Below are 21,606 nucleotides of genomic sequence, written 5' to 3'. Positions count from 1 at the left end.
TGCTCCTCCCCCGCGCGCGCTACAGCCGTAACCCGAGGTGGGTGCGGGAGTTGTGTTGGGCGTGGAAGAGACGATCGCGGGCACCGAAGCCGCTCAGATTCCGAAGCAGCGCGGGGAATCGCTGCTGGAGACAGCCGTACGCTACGCCGAGGAGCGCCACTGGGACGTCTTTCCCGGCACCTGGCTGGAAGCCGTCGACGGGGTGCAGCGCTGCTCGTGCGAGGACCCCGCGTGCGCCGCACCCGGCGCACATCCGGCGCGTGAGGACTGGGCGACGCAGGCGACGGGCAGCGCGACGGTCGCGCGGCGGATGTGGCAGAAGCAGCCAGGGGCATCGATTCTGCTGCCGACCGGGCGGACGTTCGACGCGATCTCCGTCCCGGAGACCGCGGGGTTCCTGGCGCTGGCCCGGATGGAGCGCATGGAGTTGACGCTGGGTCCTGTCACGTTGACGCCGTCGCGGCGGATGGAGTTCTTTGTTCTGCCGGGTGCGTCGGTGAAGGTGCCGGATCTGGTGCGGAAGATCGGCTGGTCCCCCGCCACTCTTGATCTTGTGGTGCTGGGTGAGGGCGCGTACGTGGCCGCGCCGCCCACGCGGTTCGGGTCTCGGGGGGCTGTGCAGTGGGCCTGCCGGCCGACTGCGGCGAATCGGTGGCTGCCGGATGCGGAGGAGTTGATCTCGCCGCTCGCCTATGCGTGTGGGCGGGATCGGTAGCGTTGGCGGGTGCGGGTCGGTGGGGGCTGGTCGCGCAGTTCCCCGCGCCCCTCAGGTGGGGCACCTGACCGTAGGCTGCAAGGTATGACGTCTGCTGCCGTGCGTGTGCGTGGGCTCTGGAAGCGGTTTGGGCAGCAGGTTGCTGTTGCCGGGATCGATCTGGAGTTGCCCGCGGGCAAGTTCATCGGGCTTGTTGGGCCCAACGGGGCCGGGAAGACCACCACCCTCTCCATGGTGACCGGGTTGCTGCGACCCGATCAGGGAACCGTGGAGGTGGTCGGGCACGACGTCTGGCGCGACCCCGTGGCCGTGAAGGCGCGGATCGGGGTGCTGCCCGAGGGTCTGCGACTCTTCGAACGACTCTCCGGGCGTGAACTCCTCGGCTACAGCGGGCGGTTGCGGGGGCTGCCCGGGGGCGAGGTCGACAAGCGGGTCACGCAACTGCTGGACGTGCTCGACCTGGCCGGGGCGCAGCACAAGCTCGTCGTCGACTACTCCACCGGTATGCGCAAGAAGATCGGGCTCGCCGCCGCTCTCCTCCACAATCCCGAAGTCCTCTTCCTGGACGAGCCGTTCGAGGGCGTCGACCCGGTCTCCGCGCAGACCATCCGGGGCGTCCTGGAGCGCTACACCGCCTCCGGCGCCACCGTCGTCTTCTCCTCCCACGTCATGGAACTCGTCGAGTCGCTCTGCGACTGGGTGGCCGTGATGGCCGCCGGCCGCATCCGCGCCCAGGGCACCCTGGCCGAGGTGCGCGGCGAATCCCCCACGCTCCAGCAGGCGTTCCTCGAACTCGTCGGCGCGGGCGCCCGCGACCACGGCTCCGACCTCGACTGGCTGGGCGGCGGCACCCGATGACCGACACCACGCCCCCGGTCTCGATCACTCCCGTCGTCGTACGACTGAAGCTGTCGTTGTTGCGCAACGGTCTACGGCAGTCCGGTGGCCGGCGGGCCGCGTATGTCGCGTCGGCGGTCGTGGCGCTGCTGTTCGCGGCGCTCCAGTTGCTCGGACTGATCGCGTTGCGCGGGGAGGCGCACGCCGACTCGGTGGTCGTCGTCCTGGTGTCGGTGCTGGGTCTTGGCTGGGCGGTGATGCCACTGTTCTTCCCCACCGGCGACGAGACCCTCGACCCGACCCGCCTGGTGATGCTGCCGCTACGGCCCCGGCCTCTCGTACGGGCGCTGCTGGCGGCCTCGTTGGTCGGTATCGGGCCGCTGTTCACGCTGGTGCTGCTGCTCGGTTCGGTGACCGCGGTCGCGCACGGCGCCGCCGCCTGTGTCACGGCGGTCCTGGCGCTGCCGCTCTCCCTGCTGGTCTGTGTGGCGCTCGCGCGGGCCGTCGCCGCCGCCAACATCCGCCTGCTGACCAGCCGGAAGGGCCGGGACCTCGCGGTGCTGAGCGGGCTGGTGATCGCGGTCGGAGCACAGTTGGTCAACTTCGGTGCGCAGCGCCTGGGTTCGTCCGGGCTGTCCCAACTCGACCCGGCGGCCGAGGTGTTGCGCTGGGTGCCACCCGCGTCGGCGGTGGGCGCGGTGGACTCGGCGAGCAAGGGTTCGTACGGCCCCGCCGTCATCCAACTCGCCCTGTCCGCAGGCGCTTTGGCGGCCCTGCTGTTCCTCTGGTCGCGCAGTCTCACCAAGTTGATGACCTCGCCCGACGGCTCCACCCTCCAGTCCGCCGAACCGGCCGCGAAGGACAGGGCGTCCGCCGGCGGTCTGGCCCGTCTCCTCCCGGCCGGCCGCACCGGCACGGTCATGGAACGCAGCCTGCGCTATGTCTGGCGCGACCCCAAGACCAAGGCGGCGTGGGTGACGTCACTGGCGATCGGTCTGATCGTGCCGGTGTTCAACGCACTCCAGGGCACCGGCTCGGTCTACTTCGCGTGCTTCGCCGCCGGAATGCTCGGCATCCAGATGTACAACCAGTTCGGACAGGACACCTCCGCGTTCTGGATGGTCGCGATGACGATCTCCACGACCAGGGACGCCTACGTCGAACTCCGCGCCCGCGCCCTCGCGTTGCTCCTCATCACCGTCCCTTACGCGGCGCTGGTGACCATCCTGACGACGGCGATGCTCGGCGACTGGCACCGGCTTCCGGAGGTCCTCGGCCTCTCCTTCGCCCTCCTCGGCGCGATGCTCGCGACCGGCGCCTGGACCTCGGCCCGCTTCCCGTACTCGATCCCCCAGGGCGGCCACAAGAACGTCGCCCCCGGCCAGGCGGGCCTCGCCTGGATCTCCATCTTCGGCGGCATGATCTCGGCGGCCCTGCTCTGCTCCCCCGTCATCACCCTCACCATCTGGTCCAACGTGACCGCGGACGGGGATCAGTGGAGCTGGCTGCTGCTGCCGGTGGGGGCGGGGTACGGGGCGGCGATTACGTATGCGGGGCTGCGCATGGCGGCACCGGGGACGGCGAGGCGGCTGCCGGAGATCCTGGCGGCTGTCAGTAAAGGGTGAGCTGAGTTGTTTTAGGGGCGCGGGGAACTGCGCGAGCAACCACAGCGCACCCGCTCCCGCCAGACAACCGAACTCCCCACCCCCATGGGCGATCTCACACCAGCACCCCATCAAGAAACGGCTCAATAGCCGCCCGCCAAGCCGACGGCTGGTCGTAGTGCACCAGATGCCCGGCGTCGGCGACCTCCGCATATTCCCCTCGGGGGAGAACCCGCACCATCTCCTGCGCCTCGGCCCGCCCCAGCTCCCCGTCCAGCCCCCGCACCACGAGCGCGGGGCACTGAACCTGGGCCAGCTCCTCCCAGTGCGCGTCGTACACCCACGTCTCCCGCGACTTCAGCATCTGCTCCGGCTCGAACACCGGCCGCCACCCGTCGGGAGACTCCTGCATGACCTCGGCGTAGAACTCCCCCCGGGACGGGTTCGGCCGCTCCACCCACGGGTCGTCCTCGCCGAACCACTTGCGGACGTCCGCGAGCGTGGAGAAGGGCACGGGCCAGGACTTGAACCAGTCGGACCACTCCCGCTGCGAGGCCGCCCCCAGCGCGGAGGCGCGCATGTCGCAGATGATCAGCCCCCGCACCAGATCGGGCCGTTTCGCGGCGAGCTGCCACGCGGTCAGCGCGCCCATCGCGTGGCCGACGAGGACGACCGGGGCGAGCCCCAGCTGTTCCAGCGCGGCCTCCGCGTCCTCGACGTAGGCCTCACGGGTGAACGCCGCCTGCGGCGGCTTGTCGCTCTGTCCGTGGCCGCGCTGGTCGAGTGCGACCGCGCGGTGCCGTTCGGAGAGCCAGCGGGCGGTGGACGCCCAGTGCGAGGCGCGGCCCATCAGGCCGTGCAGTAAGAGAACTCCGGGTGCCCGCTCGATCTCCCCCGATTTGGGCGGGTCCGCGAACTCCCATGCGGCCAGGCGTACGCCGCCTGCTCCGGTCACGTCGATGCGCCGCGCCATTGGTCCTGGCACCCCCCTAGCCACGCTCTGCCGCTTGTGCCGTTCGTTCTTGCTGCTGTCTCTTCTCTTGCTCGTCTCTTCCTACAGGTCACGCCCCGCGCGTTTCATCACCCACAGGTTATCGAATACAGATTCGAAAATGCGGTCTCCGGCCGCAACACCCCTCGTTCGAGTGACCCCGCTCAAGGAATGATCGCCGCCGCCGAGGGGAGATCTTCACCGGGAGGCGGACCGCTCGGGGAAACCGGTCCGAAGGGGATGACCTTGAGAGCTCGGGGCTCCGGGTCAGAACAGGGGAGGACAGGCCCCGGCGCCGCACGGCGCCGGGGCCCTCCCCACGTTTGCGGCACATCCTCCCGCCCCCTCACGGTCATATGCCTCACGCGACAGCCTGGCACGCGAAGCGTCCCCGCGCTGCGATTCAGCGCACTGAATCTTGAAAACTCCGCGACCGGCGGAACGTCACAACTGCCTCTCCAGCCCCACGAGTTGACGGACCCGCGGGCGAAGAGCGTGGTCAGCGCTTGGCGACGAACACATGCGAGGCGACGTCCGAGTCCAGCTCGGCCGCCTCGCCACCGCTGCCCACCAGCACCCCGCCCGCCGACTCCGTCACGCTCACCACCGAGCCGGGCTGCACACCCGCGCGGCGCAGCGTGTACATCAGCTGGGCGTCCGTCTGGATGGGCTCGCCGATCCGGCGCACCACGACCGTCTTGCCGTCCGAACCGGGATCCAGCTCGGCCAGCGACACCATGCCCTCGTCGAGGAACGGGTCGGCCCCGTCCTTCTCGCCCAGCTCCTCAAGACCGGGGATCGGATTGCCGTACGGCGACTCCGTGGGGTGGCGCAGCAGCTCCAGGACCCGCCGCTCCACGGCCTCGCTCATCACGTGCTCCCAGCGGCAGGCCTCGGCGTGCACCTGCTCCCACTCCAGGCCGATCACGTCGACGAGCAGACACTCGGCGAGCCGGTGCTTGCGCATCACGCGCGTGGCCAGGCGGCGGCCCTCGTCGGTCAGCTCCAGATGGCGGTCGCTGGCGACGGCCACCAGGCCGTCGCGCTCCATGCGCGCCACCGTCTGGCTCACCGTCGGGCCGCTCTGGTCGAGCCGCTCGGCGATGCGGGCGCGCATGGGGACCACACCTTCCTCCTCCAGCTCGAGGATGGTGCGGAGATACATCTCCGTGGTGTCGATCAGTCCGGACATACGTGCCCCTCGATTACCTCTGCCCGAAGCTCGGCGGCTCCGCGGCGCGTGCGCTGGCCCTGGACCCAATTCTGACGCATCGCACTGACAACCGTGCCGCGCCGTTGAAACCAGCCGGTTACGGCGGTCCGTGCAGCCCCTCTCCGCCCGCTCCGCGGCGGACCGGATCGCCCTCCACGCCGTATTGACATCCACTTGGTCCAGACCGCACGGTGATCCGCGACACAAACTCACCGAGGGGGCTCCCGCATGAGCGACCGTACGCCGGCCGGCCAGTTCTTCGACGCCGCGATCACCCTGCTCCAGCGGGTCAGCGACGAAGAGGCCGACTCCGTCGGGGCGGCCGGCACGCTCCTCGCGGACACCGTGGCCGACGGCGGGCGCCTCTTCGCCTTCGGCGCCGGGCACTCCTCGCTCGCCGCGCAGGACCTCGTCTACCGCGCGGGCGGACTCGCCCTGATGAACCTCCTCGTGGTCCCCGGAGTCCTCGGCGTCGACGTCATGCCGGCCACGCTGGGCTCCGCCCTGGAGCGCGTCGACGGCCTCGCGGGCGTGGTCCTGGAGACGTCGCCGCTGCGCTCCGGCGACGCCCTGGTGATCATCTCGCTGTCGGGCCGCAACGCCCTGCCCGTGGAGATGGCCATGAAGGCCCGCGCCCTCGGCGTCCGCGTCATCGGCGTCACCTCGGTGGCGTACGCCTCGGAGACGACGTCACGGCACTCCTCGGGGACGTACCTCAAGGACCACTGCGACGTCGTACTCGACTCGAAGATCGCGATCGGCGACGCGGAACTCACCCACGACGCCATCCCCGCCCCCTTCGCCCCCGCCTCCACGGTCGTCACCGCGGCCCTCCTCCAGGCCGTCATGGCGACGGCGGCGGCGACCCTGGCCGACCGGGGCATCGAACCGCCGCTGCTGCGCTCGGGGAACGTCGACGGCGGCCACGAGTGGAACGGCCGGGTGTTCGAGGAGTACCGGGACCGGATCTTCTACCAGTACTGACGTGCCGAGGCACCCCTACTGCTGCTCGCCCGCCTCCGCCGCCAGATCCAGCGCCGCCGCGATCCGTACGGCCACGTCCTCGGCGTAGATCGAGTCGGACCGCTCGAACTGGCTGCGGCCCGCCCCGCGCAGGAACGTCACCACACCCAGCGTCCGCCCCCGGCTGCGCAGCACCGCGCACAGCGCGTGCACGGTGTCCAGGGGCCACTGGCGGGCCCGGGCCCACTCCCGGGCCTGTTCGGGCGGGGCGGCACCGATACTGGCCCGCACCGAGCCGACGCGTTCGACGCACTGGAGGGCAGGATGCCCCTCTCCGTAGCGCACGGGCAGCCCGGCCGCACCGGTGAGCAGGCTGGGCCCCGGCGCCCCCGTCGGCGTGGCGGCGACCCGCACGAGCCGTACGGCAACTGCCTGGGCCACGTCAGAATCGTTCAACGATCCACCCACGACCCGGTCGACGAGCGCGTGGTCGGCGAAGCCGGCGAGGGCGAAGTCCAGGTGGACGGTGGCCGCGTCGCGCGGGTCCTCGCACTCGGCGGCGGCGCGCGCGGCCCGGTGCAGCTGCTGGGCACGGAAGCGCAGCAGGGAGGCCTCCTGCTCGATCTGCTTGGCCTCGGTGACGTCCTGGAAGAGCCAGCCGACCCCCAGCGGCACCGGTTCCTCGGTGAGCGGCGAGGCCAGCCGCAGGAACCCGCTCCGCCAGCAGCGCCGCAGATTCCCCTCGGGCGTCCGTACGCTCACCCAGATCTCGGCCGGCGCGGGCGGCGCGCCCTCGGCCAGCACATGTGTGAGCGCGGCCTCCAACTCCTCGACGCCCTGGGCCAGCAGCTCGCCGAGGGGCCGCCCGAGGACGGAGGTGCGCCCGGTGCCGAGCGCCCGCGCGGCATGCGCGTTGACGACGGCGGGCCGCAGATCGGCGTCGACGAGCACAACACCCCAGGAGGCATCCTCGAAGAGGGCCTCACTGAGGGCGATCGACCGCTCAAGGTCGATCTGGGCGTGCACTTCGCTGAAGGCGCAGTAGACACCGGCGGGCTTCCCGTCGGGCCCGCGCACGGCGGCGGACTGGGTCCGCACCAGCACTCGCCCACCCTCTTTGGTCAACAGGGCGAACTCGTTGACCTGCCGGCCGGGAGCCTGCATGGCGGACATGAGCCGCCCCTCGACCTCCTCGGCGTCCGCACTCCGTACGGCCCACCCGGCCAGCCCGTGCCGCCCGACGGCCTCGGCCGCGGTCCAGCCGAGGATGCGCTCGGCCTCACGGTTCCAGTGGGTCAGCACCCCGTCGGCGTCGAAGGCACACAGTGCCGCGTCCATCCCGTCCAGCAACGCGGCGAGCAGATCGGACCCGCCGGGCCCCTCGGGACCACCGTCCCGCTCGGGCTCGTCGGGACCCAACTCGTCGGTGGTCCCACTACGCCGGGAAGCACTCACCTGGACCCCCTGCTGCAGGCTGCGTCCGCGGACACGGAGCGTCGGTTCACTCACTCACCATCATTCAACTCGAACGTGACGCAGCACACACCGCGTTCCCAAAGATTGAGGCAATCGTTGTACGGCACCGCTTCCGGTACCGGCACACTCGACCGGTGCCCGCCCGCCTCCCCCTGGACGAACAGCTCACCGCGCTGCGGACGACGCTGTCCCGCAACAGGACCCTCCTGGAAGTACTCGACCGCACCGCGGCCCTCGGTCTCCCCGAGTGGTACCTGACCGCGGGCTGCCTCTTCCAAACGATCTGGAACACGGTCACCGGCCGTCCTCCCGCCCACGGCATCAAGGACTACGACGTCTTCTACTACGACGCCACGGACCTCTCCTGGGAGGCGGAGGACACAGCGATCCGCGCAGGCCGCGAGGCCTTCGCCGGCCTCCCCGCCGAGGTGGAGATCCGCAACGAGGCCCGCGTCCACCTCTGGTACGAGCAGAGATTCGGCACCCCGTGCCCGCCGTACGACTCCGTGGAATCCGCGATCGACTCCTTCGCGTCGACCACCTGCTGCCTCGCCGTACGCCTCAAGGAGGACGGCACCTGGCGCGTCTACGCCCCGCACGGCCTCTCCGACATCTACAACCTCGTCGTACGCCCGAACCCGGTCCGGGCCCCACAAGAGGTCTACGAGACGAAGGCGGCCCGCTGGCGGGAGTCCTGGCCGGAGCTGACGGTGCTGCCGTGGCCTATGCCGTCCGCGAAAAGCGGTTGATCCGTCGGCGGAGGGTTCTTAGGGTGGCGAGTACTTCGGAAAGGAGGTGGTTCGGCAGATGTATGGATACCGGACGGAAGAGGTGGCTGCGGGCTAGTTGCCCGCCGTCGTACTCGGTTCGGCGCCGGGCCCGCGTGTGTGAGTCGCACGCAACCGGCCTAACCCAACGCAGTCACCCGACCCGCGAGCTCGCCGGTACGTCCGGCCGGCTCCCCCGCTGTGAGGCGGAGGGACCTGAGCTCGCGGGTCGTCTGCGTGTCAGGCGCGCGACGACCGTCGCGATCACGACCGTGGCCAGGCCGATTCCGCCGAAGATCAGGGGCAGCAGCCACAGGGAGGCGAAGCCGTTGATGCGCGCGTCCCCGGCGGAGTTCGCGTGGTAGAGGACCTCGACGCGGTCGCCCGTGGCGTAGGACGGTGGATTTGAGCCCGTGGAGCTGCGGAACGTGCGCCGTGTGCCGTGTGCCGGGGTGAACTCGACGACCGGGTACGCCATGGGGCCGCTGTTCGTGCGGTGGGTGCGGGAGGTGCCGGTGCCGTGGCCGGCCCGCCAGTCCAGGGAGACGACGGTGCCCGGGGCACGGTCCGCGCCCGTCAGGAACGAGACCGACACCCCGGCGAGGATCAGTCCGACGGTCAGGAACAGCGATCCGAACGTGATGACTCCGGTGAGGATCCATCGGCGGGCGCCCCACCCACGCACCGGAACTCGCACGCCATCCCTCTCTCTCGTCCGAAGTGAAGGGCCCTTTCCCAGGGCCGGGCCGGGTCCGCGAGAGCTCAGGGGCTCAGGCGCTCCACCCGCCAGCTGCCGTCCTGCTGTGCGGTGTAGCGGAGGCGGTCGTGGAGGCGGTTCTCCCGGCCCTGCCAGAACTCGACCGTCTGGGGGGCGATGCGGAAGCCGCCCCAGTGGGGTGGGACCGGGACCTGTTCGCCCTCGGGGTAGCGGGCGGTCAACTCGGCGTAGGACGACTCCAGTTCGGTCCGGGAGGCGATCACCGAGGACTGGGCGCTGGCCCACGCGCCGAGTTGGGAGCCGTGCGGGCGGGTGCGGAAGTACGCGGCGGTCTCGTCGCGGCCGGTGCGGCGGGCGGTGCCGGTGACCAGGACCTGGCGGGCCATCGGGTGCCAGGGGAAGAGCAGGGAGACGTACGGGTTGGCGGCGAGTTCGCGGGCCTTGCGGGACTCGTAGTTCGTGTAGAAGACGAAGCCCTGCTCGTCGTAGTCCTTGAGGAGCACCGTGCGGGAGCTGGGGCGGCCCTCCGGGTCGGCGGTGGAGACGACCATGGCGTTGGGCTCGTAGACGAGATCCTGGAGCGCCGCCTCCTCGAACCAGCGGCCGAACTGTGCCATGGGGCCGGCGGCCAGGTCCCTCTCGTCGAGGCCCACCGCCCGGTACTGCTTGCGCATCGCGGCGGGGTCGAGGCGGGGATCACGGGCGGCGGAATCGCGGGTGGTGGCTTCACCGGCGGTGGGATCGCGGTCGGTCACGGCGGTCATCTTGCCGTACGGCGGGTACGGCCACGAGTTCGGGTGGCACTCAGTGCCGCAGACCTCCCCTCGGGTGGCACCCGGCGTTATGGTGCTGCTGTCTCTATCTTCGGCCCGCGAGTCCCGAGCGACCGTGGAGCCACAGCATGAGGAGCCGCCTGATGTCCGACCCCGGCTTTGTACCTGGACTCGAAGGAGTCGTCGCGTTCGAGACGGAGATCGCCGAACCGGACAAGGAGGGCGGCGCCCTGCGGTACCGGGGCGTCGACATCGAGGACCTGGTCGGTCATGTCTCGTTCGGCAACGTGTGGGGGCTGCTCGTCGACGGCGCCTTCAATCCCGGGCTGCCGCCCGCCGAGCCGTTCCCGATCCCGGTGCACTCCGGTGACATCCGCGTCGACGTACAGTCCGCGCTGGCCATGCTCGCGCCCGTGTGGGGCCTCAAGCCGCTCCTCGACATCGACGAGGAGCAGGCCCGCGACGACCTCGCCCGCGCGGCCGTCATGGCCCTGTCGTACGTCGCCCAGTCCGCGCGCGGGCAGGGGAACGCGATGGTGCCGCAGCGCGAGATCGACAAGGCGCAGTCCGTCGTCGAGCGGTTCATGATCCGGTGGCGCGGTGAGCCCGATCCGAAGCATGTCGCCGCCGTGGACGCGTACTGGACGTCCGCCGCCGAGCACGGAATGAACGCGTCGACGTTCACGGCCCGGGTCATCGCCTCGACCGGGGCGGATGTCGCCGCCGCGCTGTCGGGGGCCGTGGGTGCCATGTCCGGACCCCTGCACGGTGGTGCGCCGTCCCGGGTGCTCGGGATGATCGAGGAGATCGAGCGGACGGGGGACGCGGAGGCGTACGTCAAGCAGGCGCTGGACAAGGGTGAGCGGTTGATGGGGTTCGGGCACCGGGTGTACCGGGCCGAGGATCCTCGGGCACGTGTACTGCGGCGTACGGCACGGGAGTTGGGGGCGCCGCGGTTCGAGATCGCGGAGGCGTTGGAGAAGGCCGCGCTTGCCGAACTGCACGCTCGGCGTCCCGACCGGGTGCTCGCGACCAACGTCGAGTTCTGGGCCGCGATCGTGCTCGACTTCGCCGAGGTGCCGGCGCACATGTTCACGTCGATGTTCACGTGTGCGCGGACCGCGGGGTGGTCGGCGCACATTCTTGAGCAGAAGCGGACGGGGCGGTTGGTGCGGCCGTCCGCTCGGTATGTGGGGCCTGCGAGTCGCGGTCCGCAGGCGATCGAGGGGTTCGGGGACATCGCCCACTGAGGATCTCCGACAGGAGCGTGGGCGGGTGCGGGTGCGTGGGGGCTGGTCGCGCAGTTCCCCGCGCCCCTAGAGGGCGCCCTCCAGCAGGTGGGTCCATTGGGCGACGACCCTCTCCCTGCGTCCCCTGTCGTCCGTGAGCAGGTTGGCCAGGCCCAGGCCCCTCGCCATGTCCAGGAGGCCCTGGACCGTCTCTCGTACGCCCGGTCTCGACTCGTCCGCGCCCAGGAGGTCCACGGCGATGCGGTGGGTCTCTCGGCCCACTCTCGCCTCCAACTCCGTTACTCGGGGCCTGAGTTGGTCCTCGTTCGAGGCTGCTACCCACAAATGCAGGGCTGCTCGGAACAGGGGGCCCGTGTAGAGGTCGACCAGGGCCTCGACCACTGCGCGGCGGTCTTCGGCGCCCTCCGGGAACAGGGCCCGCAGGGCCGTGGAGCGTTCTTCCGCCACGTACTCGACGGCCGCCGTGAAGAGGTCCTCGCGGGTGGGGAAGTGGTGTTGGGCGGCGCCTCGGGAGACGCCGGCACGTTCGGCCACGACGGCTACCGTGGAGCCCGCCCAGCCGTGTTCGGCGAGGCAGGACACGGCGGCTTCCAGGAGGCGCTGCCGGGTGGCCCGGCTGCGGTCCTGCTTGGGGCTGCGGTCGACCGTGCCGGGCGCGGGCGCCGCGCTCACACCAGCCATGCGGGATCCCGTCGTTCGAGGAAGGCCGTCATCCCCTCGCGGGCCTGCGCGGAGGCGAACAGCCGTGCCGAGAGCGCGGTCAGGTCGGCCGCGTCCCGGTCGAAGGTTTCCAGCACCCTAGCCGTGAGCAGCCGTTTCGTCTCGGCCAAGGCCTCGGGGGCGGAGCGGCGCAGGCCGTCGAGGAGGGGGGCGAGGGATGCGTCCACGTCCTCTCCCGCTGTCGTCAGCAGGCCGATGCGGGCCGCTTCCGGCGCGTCGAAGCGTTCGCCGGTGAGGTAGTAGCGGGCCAGGGCGCGGGGGTCCGTGCGGGGCAGGAGCGGGAGGGAGATCACCGCCGGGGCGACGCCGATCCGTACTTCCGTGAACGCGAAGGTGGCTTCCCCGGATGCCACCGCGATGTCGCAGGCCGCAACCAGGCCCAGGCCGCCCGCCCGTACGTGGCCCGTCACCCGGGCGACGACCGGCCTGGGCGTCTCCACGATCTGCCGGAGCAGGGCCACCAACGCGTCCGGGGACGGCGGGTTCCGCAGGTCCGCGCCCGCGCAGAACGTGTTCCCGGTGTGGGTCAGGACGATCGCCCGTACGTCCGTGTCCTCGGCGCAGTCGGTCAGCGCGTCCGCCAACTCGGCCACCAGGGGCGCCGACAGCGCGTTGCGGGTGTCCGGTGAGTCCAGGCTCAGGGTCTCGATGCCACGTTCGAGGGTCCGGCCGATCAGTGTCATGAGCGGCCTCGGAGTTCGCGGCGCAGGATCTTGCCGGAGGCGGCGCGCGGGACGGCGTCGATGAAGGTGACCCGGCGGACCCGCTTGTAGGGGGCGACGCGTTCGGCCACGTACATCATGACCTCGCCTTCGGTCAGTTCGGGGAGGTCTACGTCCGTCTTCTGGCGGACCACGTACGCGTGCGGGACCTCGTTGTTGTCCTCGTCGTACTCGCCCACCACGGCCGTGTCGGCGATGCCGGGGTGGGTGAGCAGGAGTGCCTCCAGTTCGGCGGGGGCCACCTGGAAGCCCTTGTACTTGATGAGTTCCTTGACCCGGTCGACGACGAAGGTCCAGCCGTCGGCGTCCACATGGCCGACGTCCCCGGTGTGCAGCCAGCCGTCCCCGTCGATCATCGCGGCGGTGTCGTCGGGGCGGCCGAGGTAGCCCTTCATCACCTGGGGGCCGCGGATGAGGAGTTCGCCGGCTTCTCCGATGCCGAGGTCCTTGTCGGGGTCGTCGAGGGAGACGATCCGCATCTCGGTGCCGGCGATGAGTTTGCCGACCGTGCCGGGGGGCGCCGTGGGCATGTCCCGCACGGGGACCACGTGGGTGCCCGGGGACAGTTCCGTCATGCCGTACGCCTGGCCCACGGGCGGCAGGCCCAGGCGTTGCGAGCAGGCTGCGGCGAGGTTCGCGTCGAGGGGTGCGGCGGCGCTGATGACGTACTTCAGTGAGGAGAGGTCGTACTCCGCGACCGCCGGGTGCTTGGCCAGGGCCAGGACGATCGGCGGGGCGACGTACAGGCCGGTGATGCGGTGGTTCTGGATGGCCGCGAGGAAGGTTTCGAGGTCGAAGCGCGGGAGGACGACGACCGCGGCGCCTTTTCGCAGGGGTGCGTTCATCAGGGCCGTGAGGCCGTAGATGTGGAAGAACGGCAGGACGGCGAGGATGCGGTCGCCGGGGCCGGTGGGAACCTCGGGCTCCAACTGGGCCAGGTTCGTGGCTATTTGACTGTGCGTCAGCATGACGCCCTTGGGTATGCCGGTCGTTCCCGAGGAGTACGGGAGGGCCGCGACGTCCGCCACGGGGTCGATGTCGACCTCCGGCTCGGGGGCCGTCGAGGCGAGCATGTCGGCGAGCGAGCGGTGTCCGGGCGCGCTGTCGCAGACGAATATCTCCTCGACACCGCCCGCGAGTTCGGCGGCCCGGCGGGCCGACTCCAGGAACGGCGACACGGTGACGATCCAGCGGGCCGCCGAGTCCCGCAGCTGCTTGGCGAACTCCTCGGGCGTGGCGAGCGGATGCACCGTCGTGACGGAGGCACCCGCGCGCGTGGCGGCGTAGAAGGCCAGCGGGAAGGCGACCGTGTTCGGGCTGTGCAGCGCGAGAACGTCCCCCTTGCGTACGCCCGCCTCCGCGAGCCCCGCCGCGATACTGCGGTGGAACCGGTCCACCTGGGCGTACGTGAGGGTGGTGCCGTCCGTGCCGTCGATCAGCGCGGGTTCGTCCGCGAACTCCGCGGCCGCGGCCAACACCGCGTCGTGGATGGGGAGTTCTACGGCCGGAACGTCTGCGTACTCGCTGCGGAACATGGTTCCTCCTGGCGCGAACTGGCATGGGCCCCTGAGGGGCTAGTACGACTTGGGCAGGCCCAGGGTCTGGTGGGAGACGTAGTTGAGAATCATCTCCCGGCTCACCGGAGCAATACGAGCCACGCGCGCGGCGGTTATCAACGAGGCGAGCCCGAACTCGCGTGTGAGGCCGTTGCCGCCGAGCGTGTGCACCGACTGGTCCACGGCCCGCACGCACGCCTCCCCCGCCGCGTACTTGGCCATGTTTGCCGCCTCGCCCGCGCCGACGTCGTCGCCCGCGTCGTACAGGTACGCCGCCTTCTGCATCATCAGGCGGGCCAGTTCGAGGTCGATGTGCGCCTGTGCGAGCGGGTGCGCGATCGCCTGGTGGGCGCCGATGGGGGCGTCCCACACGGTGCGGTCGCGCGCGTACTCGACGGCGCGGGCCAGCGCGTAGCGGCCCATGCCGATCGCGAAGGCGGCCGTCATGATGCGTTCGGGGTTGAGGCCGGCGAAGAGCTGCAGCAGGCCCGCGTCCTCGTCCCCGACGAGTGCGTCGGCGGGCAGTCGCACGTCGTCCAGGGTCAGCTCGAACTGCTTCTCAGCCGCCTGGAGTTCCATGTCGATCTGGCGGCGCGTGAAGCCGTCGGCGTCGCGCGGGACGATGAACAGGCAGGGCTTGAGCCGGCCCGTGCGGGCGTCTTCCGTGCGGCCGACGATCAGGGTGGCGTCGGCCAGGTCCACGCCGGAGATGAAGACCTTGCGGCCGGTGAGCAGCCAGTCCGTGCCGTCCCTGCGGGCGGTGGTGGTGATGCGGTGGCTGTTGGAGCCGGCGTCGGGTTCGGTGATGCCGAAGGCCATGGTGCGGGTGCCGTCGGCGAGGGCGGGGAGCCAGGTCCGCTTCTGTTCCTCGGTGCCGAAGCGGGCGATCACCGTGCCGCAGATCGCGGGTGACACGACCATCATCAGCAGGGGGCAGCCTGCGGCTCCCAACTCCTCCAGGACGATGGAGAGTTCGGAGATGCCGCCTCCGCCTCCGCCGTATTCCTCCGGGAGGTTGACGCCCAGGTAGCCGAGTTTCGCTGCCTCGGACCAGAGTTGCTCTCGGTCGTAGTCTCGGCCGTGGCGTTTGCCCAGGGCGGAGACGGCTTGGCGTAGGGCCCTGTGTTCTTCGGTTTCGGTGGTGGGCATGTGACTCCCTCGTCGTGGCTGGTCGCGCAGTTCCCCGCGCTCCTTAGGTGGGTTCGACTACCGCCAATAGGGCGGCTAGCTGCACTTGTTGGCCGGGCACGGCGTGCAGGGCTGTCAGCTTGCCTGTGACCGGGGCTGTGATCTTGTGTTCCATCTTCATCGCCTCCAGCCAGATCAGGGGCTGTCCGGCGCTCACAGCGGCTCCTACGGCCAAGTCCTCCGCGACCCTCACCACCGTCCCGGGCATCGGTGCCAGTAGCGAGCCCGGGGCCAGTTGGGCTGTTGGGTCGGGGAAGCGAGGCAGGGCCGTCAGGGTCGTCGCGTTCACGTACACCTGGTCGGTGTTGTAGCGGGCTACCTCGAACTTCCTTCGCACGCCGTCCACTTCGAGTACGACGAGAGTGGCGTCCGCACGGACGACGCGGATCCCGTCCGCGGTCAGGCCCTCCCTGGTGTGCCTGTACTGGACCTCGTATTCGGTGTCACCCATGGCGTAGCGCTTGGTCTGCGGCTGGGACGGGAGGTTGCGCCAGCCGGGGGCGAAGCGGGAGCGGCCGTGGGTGTCGGCGAGGGCGGCCGCGAGGGGGGCGTACGGCTCCGGGGTCGGCTCGGTGAGTTCGGTGAGGTGGCGGTCGTAGAAGCCGGTGTCCATCGTGCCGGTCGTGAACTCCTTGTGGCGCAGGGAGCGTACGAGGAGGTCTCGGTTGGTGAGCGGGCCGTGGATCGTCGCGCGGTCGAGGGCTCCCGCCAGTTTGCGGACGGCCTCCGCTCGGGTGGGGGCGTGGGCGACGACCTTGGCGAGCATCGGGTCGTAGTGGACGCCGATGTCGTCGCCGTCGGTGTAGCCGGTGTCGAGGCGGACGCCGTCCGGGACGGCGAGGCGGTGCAGGGTGCCGGTCTGGGGGGTCCAGCCGGTCGCCGGGTCCTCGGCGTAGAGGCGGGCCTCGATGGCGTGGCCGTGGGGGTGGGGAGGCGTGCTTTCGAGGGGCTCGCCCTCCGCGATCCTCAGTTGCAGGGCCACCAGGTCGATGCCGAACACGGCCTCCGTGACGGGGTGTTCGACCTGGAGGCGGGTGTTCATTTCGAGGAAGTGGGGCCTGCCGTCGGGGGAGATGAGGAACTCGACCGTCCCCGCGCCCTCGTAGGCGACCGCGTGGGCGGCGCGTACGGCCAACTCGCCGAGTTCCTGAGTGAGTTCCTCGCCGAGGCCGGGGGCCGGCGATTCCTCGATCACCTTCTGGTGACGGCGCTGGAGGGAGCAGTCACGGGTACCGAGGGGCCAGACCGTGCCGTGGGTGTCGGCGAGGATCTGTACCTCGACGTGTCGGCCGCCCTCGACGTAGGGCTCGACGAAGACCTCGCCGTCACCGAAAGCGCTGGTGGCCTCGGCGCGGGCGGCCGTCAACTCGGCGTCGAGGTCGGCGAGTTGGCGTACGACGCGCATGCCGCGTCCGCCGCCGCCCGCCGCCGCCTTCACCAGGACGGGGAGGTCGGCCTCGGTGACCGTGCCGAGGGGCGCGATGCCCATCAGCTCCTTGGCGCGGGTCTTCGACGCCATCGCCTCGATCGCCTCGGGCGGGGGTCCGATCCACACCAGGCCGGCGTCCAGGACGGCGCGGGCGAAGTCGGCGTTCTCGGAAAGGAAGCCGTAGCCGGGGTGCACCGCGTCCGCGCCCGCGGCGACGGCCGCCTTCACGATCAACTCGCCGCGCAGGTACGTCTCTTGGGGCGTCGCCCCGGGCAGCCGTACCGTCGTGTCGGCCGCGCGTGCGTGGAGCGCGCGCTCGTCGGCGTCGGAGTGCACGGCGACGGTCCGGATGCCCAGTTCGCGGCAGGTGCGGAAGACCCGGCAGGCGATCTCGCCCCGGTTGGCGACCAGTACTGTCGAAATCACGTGATCCCTCACATCCGGAAGACGCCGAAGCCACCGCGCGCACCCTCGAAGGGCGCCGTGTGGAGGGCGGACAGGCACAGGCCGAGGACGGTGCGGGTGTCGCGCGGGTCGATGACACCGTCGTCGTACAGCCGCCCCGACAGGAACATCGGCAGGGACTCGCACTCGATCTGCTGCTCCACCATGGCGCGCAGCGCCGCGTCCGCCTCCTCGTCGTAGGGCTGTCCCTTGGCCACGGCCGACTGGCGGGCGACGATCGACAGGACGCCGGCGAGCTGCTGGGGGCCCATGACGGCGGACTTGGCACTGGGCCAGGCGAACAGGAAGCGGGGGTCGTAGGCGCGGCCGCACATGCCGTAGTGGCCGGCGCCGTACGAGGCGCCCATGAGCACGGACAGGTGCGGTACGCGGCTGTTGCTGACGGCGTTGATCATCATCGCGCCGTGTTTGATGATGCCGCCCTGCTCGTACTCCTTGCCGACCATGTAGCCGGTGGTGTTGTGCAGGAAGAGCAGCGGGATGTCGCGCTGGTTGGCCAACTGGATGAACTGGGCGGCCTTTTGGGACTCCTGGCTGAAGAGGACCCCTTGGGCGTTCGCCAGGATGCCGACCGGATAGCCGTGCAGAGCGGCCCACCCCGTCACCAGGCTGGTGCCGTAGAGGGGCTTGAACTCGTCGAAGTCGGAGGCGTCGACGAGGCGGGCGACGACCTCGCGCGGATCGAAGGGCGTCTTCAGGTCCCCCGGGACGATGCCCAGCAGCTCGTCCTCGTCGTACTTGGGGGGTGCGGCCGGCCCCGGATCGTCGTACGCCTTGCGGTGGTTGAGGCGGGCGACGACGCGGCGGGCCTGCCGCAGCGCGTCCTGTTCGTCGACGGCGAAGTGGTCGGCGAGTCCGGAGACGCGCGCGTGCATCTCGGCGCCGCCGAGCGACTCGTCGTCGCTCTCCTCCCCGGTGGCCATCTTCACGAGCGGCGGCCCGCCGAGGAACACCTTGGCGCGCTCTTTGACCATGATGACGTGGTCGGACATGCCGGGGATGTACGCGCCGCCGGCGGTCGAGTTGCCGAAGACGACCGCGATGGTGGGGATACCGGCGGCCGAAAGGCGGGTCAGGTCGCGGAAGATGGCGCCGCCGGGGATGAAGATCTCCTTCTGGGACGGCAGATCGGCGCCCCCCGACTCCACGAGGCTGATGCAGGGCAGCCGGTTGGCGAGCGCGATGTCATTGGCCCGCAGGGCCTTCTTCAGCGACCAGGGATTGCTCGCGCCCCCGCGCACGGTCGGGTCGTTGGCGGTGATCAGGCACTCCACGCCCTCGACGACCCCGATGCCGGTGACGAGGGCGGCGCCGACCGCGTAGTCGCTGCCCCAGGCGGCGAGGGGCGACAGTTCGAGGAAGGGCGTGTCGGGGTCGAGCAGCAGCTCGATGCGTTCGCGGGCGAGCAACTTGCCGCGTTTGCGGTGCCGTTCGACGTACTTCGGCCCGCCGCCCGCGAGGGCCTTCGCGTGCTCGGCGTCCAGTTCGGCGAGTTTGGCGAGCATGGCCTCGCGGTTGGCCCGGTAGTCGGGACCGCTGATGTCCAGGGCGGACGGAAGGACGGTCACAGCAGGGCCTCCGGAATGTCCAGTCGACGGGAACGCAGCCACTCGCCCAGGGCCTTGGCCTGCGGATCGAAACGGTGCTGGGCGGCGACACCCTCGCCGAGAATGCCCTCGACGACGAAGTTGAGGGCGCGAAGGTTGGGCAGTACATGCCGGACGACCGTGAACTCCGCTGTCTCCGGCAGGAGTTGGCGGAACCGCTCCACGGTCAGCGCATGGGCGAGCCAGCGCCACGCCTCATCCGTACGCGCCCAGACTCCCACGTTGGCGTTCCCTCCCTTGTCCCCGCTACGGGCCCCGGCGACCAGACCAAGGGCCGCCCGCGCAGTGGGCCCGTCCGGCGGAGGCTCGGGGAGGGCAGGCTGTGGAACGTCTTCCAGTACGAGGATGTCGTGGGCCGGGGCCACAGCAACCCGGCGCCCGTCGTGGAGGACGGCGACATGGTCGACGGTGCCATGGGGGACATACACATCGTCGAAGACGCCATAGGGCGCTCCCTTTCCAGGTGGGGTCAGCACATGGAAGCCCGGGTAGCTGGCCAACGCGAGCTCGACGGCAGCCGCACTCAGCGCCCGCCCGACAACCTCCTGATCGGCGTCCCGGACGACAAGCCGAAGCAGCGCACTGGCGGTCTCCTCGGTCGGCGCGTCGGCGTGATCCGTGCGGGCGAGATCCCAACGAAGTTCACCGGGCCGGGACTTGGCGTTGCTGAACGCGAGGTTCATCTGCTCCCGCACAAGGGCTGCCTTGCGCTCGATGTCGAGTCCGGTGAGCACGAAGGTGACCTCGTTGCGGAAACCCCCCAGCCGGTTGAGCCCGACCTTGAGCGTCGGCGGCGGGGCCTCCCCCCGCACCCCCTCGATCCGCACCCGGTCGGGCCCGTCGTCCGCGAGCCTTACGGTGTCGAGGCGGGCGGTGACATCGGGACCGGCGTACCGCGCCCCCTGCGTCTCGTAGAGCAGCTGAGCGGTGACGGTGCCGACGTCGACGACTCCCCCTGTGCCGGGATGCTTGGTGATGACGGACGAACCGTCCTCATGGATCTCGGCGAGCGGAAAGCCGGGGCGGCGAAGCTTCTCCGCCGTGTGCTCGGTGAAGAAGGCGTAGTTGCCGCCGGTGGCCTGGGTCCCGCACTCCAGCACATGTCCGGCGACCACAGCACCCGCGAGCCGGTCGTGGTCGCCGGCCCCCCACCCGAAGTGGGCGGCGGCGGGACCGGTCACCAGGGCCGCGTCGGTGACCCGCCCGGTCACGACGACATCGGCCCCCGCGCCGAGACAGGCGGCGATACCGAACCCACCCAGATAGGCGTGAGCGGCGAGAGACCCCGGATACCGGCCGACGAGATCGTCCCCCTCGACATGCGCGACCCGCACGGATATCCCGAGCCGATCGGCCAACTTCCGTACGGCATCGGCGAGTCCGGCCGGATTGAGGCCGCCGGCGTTGGTGACGATCCGCACCCCGCGCTCGTGGGCGAGCCCGAGGCACTCCTCCAACTGCTTCAGGAAGGTGCGGGCGTATCCGGCGCTCGGGTCCTTGAGCCGGTCCCGGGCCAGGATGAGCATGGTGAGCTCGGCGAGATAGTCGCCGGTGAGGACGTCGAGCTGTCCACCGGTGAGCATCTCGCGCAGGGCGTCGAAGCGGTCGCCGTAGAAACCGGAGGCGTTGCCTATGCGGAGGGGCGCGAGCCGGGACGTGAGCCGGGGGCTCACTGGCCGGTCCCCTTCGACTTCGGCTGTCGCCCGGGGCCGGGTGGTCCCGCGAAGGCCTGGGCGATGTCGAGCCACCGACCGGCATCGGGTCCTACGGCCTCCACCGCGAGGTCGGCGCGGTGGGCTCGCTGGGTGACGAGAAGGCAGAAGTCGAGGGCGGGACCGGTGACGCGCTGCGGGGCGGTGTCGGGACCGTAGGTCCACAACTCGCCGGAGGGAGCGACAATTTCGACCCGAAACTCCTCACTCGGCGGGGTGAGCCCATGCGCGCCGAAGGCGAAGTCACGCGCCCGTACACCGATGCGCACCACATGCCGGAGCCGGTCCGTAGGTGTTCTGACCGCACCCACCGCGTCCGCGACATCCTGGCCGTGGGCCCAGGTCTCCATGAGGCGACCGGTGGCCATGGAGGCGGCCGACATGGGTGGGCCGTACCAGGGGAAGCGGGTCTTCGTGGGTGCGGCGTAGAGGGCAGCCAACAGGGCGGTCCGCCCGGCCCGCCAGTCGGCAAGAAGCCGAGCGGGAGGCTTGGCGGCACCCTCTTCCGCGCCCTGGTCCACGAACGACTCGGGAGCGGCGAGCGCCTTCTCGACCAGCGCACCGAACGCGTCCTCGTCCGTCACGGCGAGCAACGCCGAGTGATCGGTCCAGGCCAGGTGGGCGATCTGGTGGGCGACGGTCCAGCGGGGGGCGGGAGTCGCGACCGCCCAGCCCTCCGGGCTCAACTCGGCTACCAGCCGGTCGAGTTCCTCGCTCTCCTCACGCAGGTCGTCGAACACGTGCGTTGGATCGGACATGAGGGGAGCATGGCAGGGGCGCCAGAAACAATCAAGCGTGCTTGCATTATTTGGGCGGCGTGATGTTTGCGTGTGTTGTGAAGTGGGCGTTGGGCCACTCGCTTCTTTGTCAGTGTCGGGCTTCCGCGGACCGAGTAAAGGG

At 70.6% G+C, this 21,606-nt stretch carries 19 protein-coding genes; 6 read left to right on the top strand and 13 right to left on the bottom strand.

What is annotated here, in order from left to right; genetic code table 11:
* Positions 1-61: 61 nt before the first annotated feature.
* The 3 genes from ACWDEW_RS44805 (at position 62) to ACWDEW_RS44795 (ending at position 3,177) form a co-directional block, all read left to right on the top strand.
* Positions 62-715 carry a bifunctional DNA primase/polymerase gene (locus ACWDEW_RS44805; protein WP_026179578.1) on the top strand — a complete coding sequence of 218 codons (654 nt, stop codon included), beginning with the start codon at positions 62-64 and terminating at the stop codon, positions 713-715.
* Between the two features lie 84 nt (positions 716-799).
* Positions 800-1,573: an ABC transporter ATP-binding protein gene (locus ACWDEW_RS44800; protein WP_450521519.1), complete on the top strand. Its 774-nt coding sequence runs from the start codon at positions 800-802 to the stop codon at positions 1,571-1,573.
* Positions 1,570-3,177, top strand: coding sequence for a transporter (locus ACWDEW_RS44795; RefSeq protein ID WP_450521517.1), 1,608 nt, complete (start codon positions 1,570-1,572; stop codon positions 3,175-3,177). Before ACWDEW_RS44800 ends, ACWDEW_RS44795 begins: the two co-directional genes overlap by 4 nt.
* A gap of 94 nt (positions 3,178-3,271) precedes the next feature.
* On the opposite strand, the gene ACWDEW_RS44790 is transcribed toward ACWDEW_RS44795, so the two are convergent.
* Positions 3,272-4,129 (bottom strand): alpha/beta fold hydrolase, encoded by an 858-nt coding sequence (locus ACWDEW_RS44790; RefSeq protein ID WP_450521515.1) that lies wholly within the window; start codon positions 4,127-4,129, stop codon positions 3,272-3,274.
* A gap of 517 nt (positions 4,130-4,646) precedes the next feature.
* Positions 4,647-5,339 carry a metal-dependent transcriptional regulator gene (locus ACWDEW_RS44785; RefSeq protein ID WP_450521513.1) on the bottom strand — a complete coding sequence of 231 codons (693 nt, stop codon included), beginning with the start codon at positions 5,337-5,339 and terminating at the stop codon, positions 4,647-4,649.
* 249 nt (positions 5,340-5,588) lie between these two features.
* On the opposite strand from ACWDEW_RS44785, the gene ACWDEW_RS44780 reads away from it, so the two are divergent.
* A complete protein-coding gene (locus ACWDEW_RS44780; RefSeq protein WP_399115440.1) occupies positions 5,589-6,344 on the top strand; it encodes an SIS domain-containing protein in 756 nt (251 codons plus the stop codon).
* Between the two features lie 15 nt (positions 6,345-6,359).
* Here ACWDEW_RS44780 and ACWDEW_RS44775 read toward each other — a convergent pair whose 3' ends face one another.
* Complete coding sequence (locus ACWDEW_RS44775) at positions 6,360-7,778, bottom strand: PAS domain-containing protein (RefSeq protein ID WP_450521511.1); 1,419 nt, start codon at positions 7,776-7,778, stop codon at positions 6,360-6,362.
* Positions 7,779-7,933: 155 nt separating this feature from the next.
* On the opposite strand from ACWDEW_RS44775, the gene ACWDEW_RS44770 reads away from it, so the two are divergent.
* Complete coding sequence (locus ACWDEW_RS44770) at positions 7,934-8,548, top strand: nucleotidyltransferase family protein (protein ID WP_450521510.1); 615 nt, start codon at positions 7,934-7,936, stop codon at positions 8,546-8,548.
* Between the two features lie 172 nt (positions 8,549-8,720).
* Here the strand turns inward: ACWDEW_RS44770 and ACWDEW_RS44765 are convergent, their stop codons facing one another.
* Positions 8,721-9,263, bottom strand: a complete 543-nt coding sequence (locus tag ACWDEW_RS44765) for a DUF3592 domain-containing protein (protein ID WP_450521509.1) — start codon at positions 9,261-9,263, stop codon at positions 8,721-8,723.
* Between the two features lie 65 nt (positions 9,264-9,328).
* Positions 9,329-10,048: a pyridoxamine 5'-phosphate oxidase gene (gene pdxH, locus ACWDEW_RS44760; RefSeq protein ID WP_450521507.1), complete on the bottom strand. Its 720-nt coding sequence runs from the start codon at positions 10,046-10,048 to the stop codon at positions 9,329-9,331.
* A gap of 152 nt (positions 10,049-10,200) precedes the next feature.
* Here pdxH and ACWDEW_RS44755 point away from each other — a divergent pair, with 152 nt between their 5' ends.
* On the top strand, positions 10,201-11,307 hold the full coding sequence (locus ACWDEW_RS44755; RefSeq protein ID WP_450521505.1) for a citrate synthase 2: 1,107 nt from the start codon (positions 10,201-10,203) through the stop codon (positions 11,305-11,307).
* Positions 11,308-11,373: 66 nt separating this feature from the next.
* Here ACWDEW_RS44755 and ACWDEW_RS44750 read toward each other — a convergent pair whose 3' ends face one another.
* From ACWDEW_RS44750 to ACWDEW_RS44715, 8 genes are read right to left on the bottom strand one after another with little or no spacing between them, the layout of a single operon-like run.
* The gene (locus ACWDEW_RS44750; protein ID WP_450521503.1) at positions 11,374-11,988 is read right to left on the bottom strand and encodes a TetR/AcrR family transcriptional regulator; all 615 of its coding nucleotides are present in this window, start codon (positions 11,986-11,988) and stop codon (positions 11,374-11,376) included.
* Entirely contained in the window at positions 11,976-12,710 is a 735-nt protein-coding gene (locus ACWDEW_RS44745; RefSeq protein WP_450521501.1) for an enoyl-CoA hydratase family protein, read from the bottom strand. Before ACWDEW_RS44745 ends, ACWDEW_RS44750 begins: the two co-directional genes overlap by 13 nt.
* Entirely contained in the window at positions 12,707-14,284 is a 1,578-nt protein-coding gene (locus ACWDEW_RS44740; RefSeq protein ID WP_450521499.1) for a 4-coumarate--CoA ligase family protein, read from the bottom strand. Before ACWDEW_RS44740 ends, ACWDEW_RS44745 begins: the two co-directional genes overlap by 4 nt.
* A 39-nt stretch (positions 14,285-14,323) precedes the next feature.
* On the bottom strand, positions 14,324-15,454 hold the full coding sequence (locus ACWDEW_RS44735; protein ID WP_450521497.1) for an acyl-CoA dehydrogenase family protein: 1,131 nt from the start codon (positions 15,452-15,454) through the stop codon (positions 14,324-14,326).
* Between the two features lie 43 nt (positions 15,455-15,497).
* Positions 15,498-17,348, bottom strand: a complete 1,851-nt coding sequence (locus ACWDEW_RS44730) for an acetyl/propionyl/methylcrotonyl-CoA carboxylase subunit alpha (RefSeq protein ID WP_450521495.1) — start codon at positions 17,346-17,348, stop codon at positions 15,498-15,500.
* Positions 17,349-17,356: 8 nt separating this feature from the next.
* Entirely contained in the window at positions 17,357-18,955 is a 1,599-nt protein-coding gene (locus ACWDEW_RS44725) for an acyl-CoA carboxylase subunit beta (protein WP_450521493.1), read from the bottom strand.
* Positions 18,952-20,667, bottom strand: coding sequence for an acyclic terpene utilization AtuA family protein (locus tag ACWDEW_RS44720; RefSeq protein WP_450521492.1), 1,716 nt, complete (start codon positions 20,665-20,667; stop codon positions 18,952-18,954). The genes ACWDEW_RS44725 and ACWDEW_RS44720 overlap by 4 nt, the downstream gene beginning before the upstream one ends.
* The gene (locus ACWDEW_RS44715; RefSeq protein WP_450521490.1) at positions 20,664-21,464 is read right to left on the bottom strand and encodes a TIGR03084 family metal-binding protein; all 801 of its coding nucleotides are present in this window, start codon (positions 21,462-21,464) and stop codon (positions 20,664-20,666) included. The genes ACWDEW_RS44720 and ACWDEW_RS44715 overlap by 4 nt, the downstream gene beginning before the upstream one ends.
* Positions 21,465-21,606 lie beyond the last annotated feature (142 nt).

This window comes from Streptomyces sp. NPDC001100 (assembly GCF_053598575.1).
The sequence above is the reverse complement of the archived record's forward strand: the minus strand, read 5'-3'. Positions and strand labels throughout refer to the sequence as shown.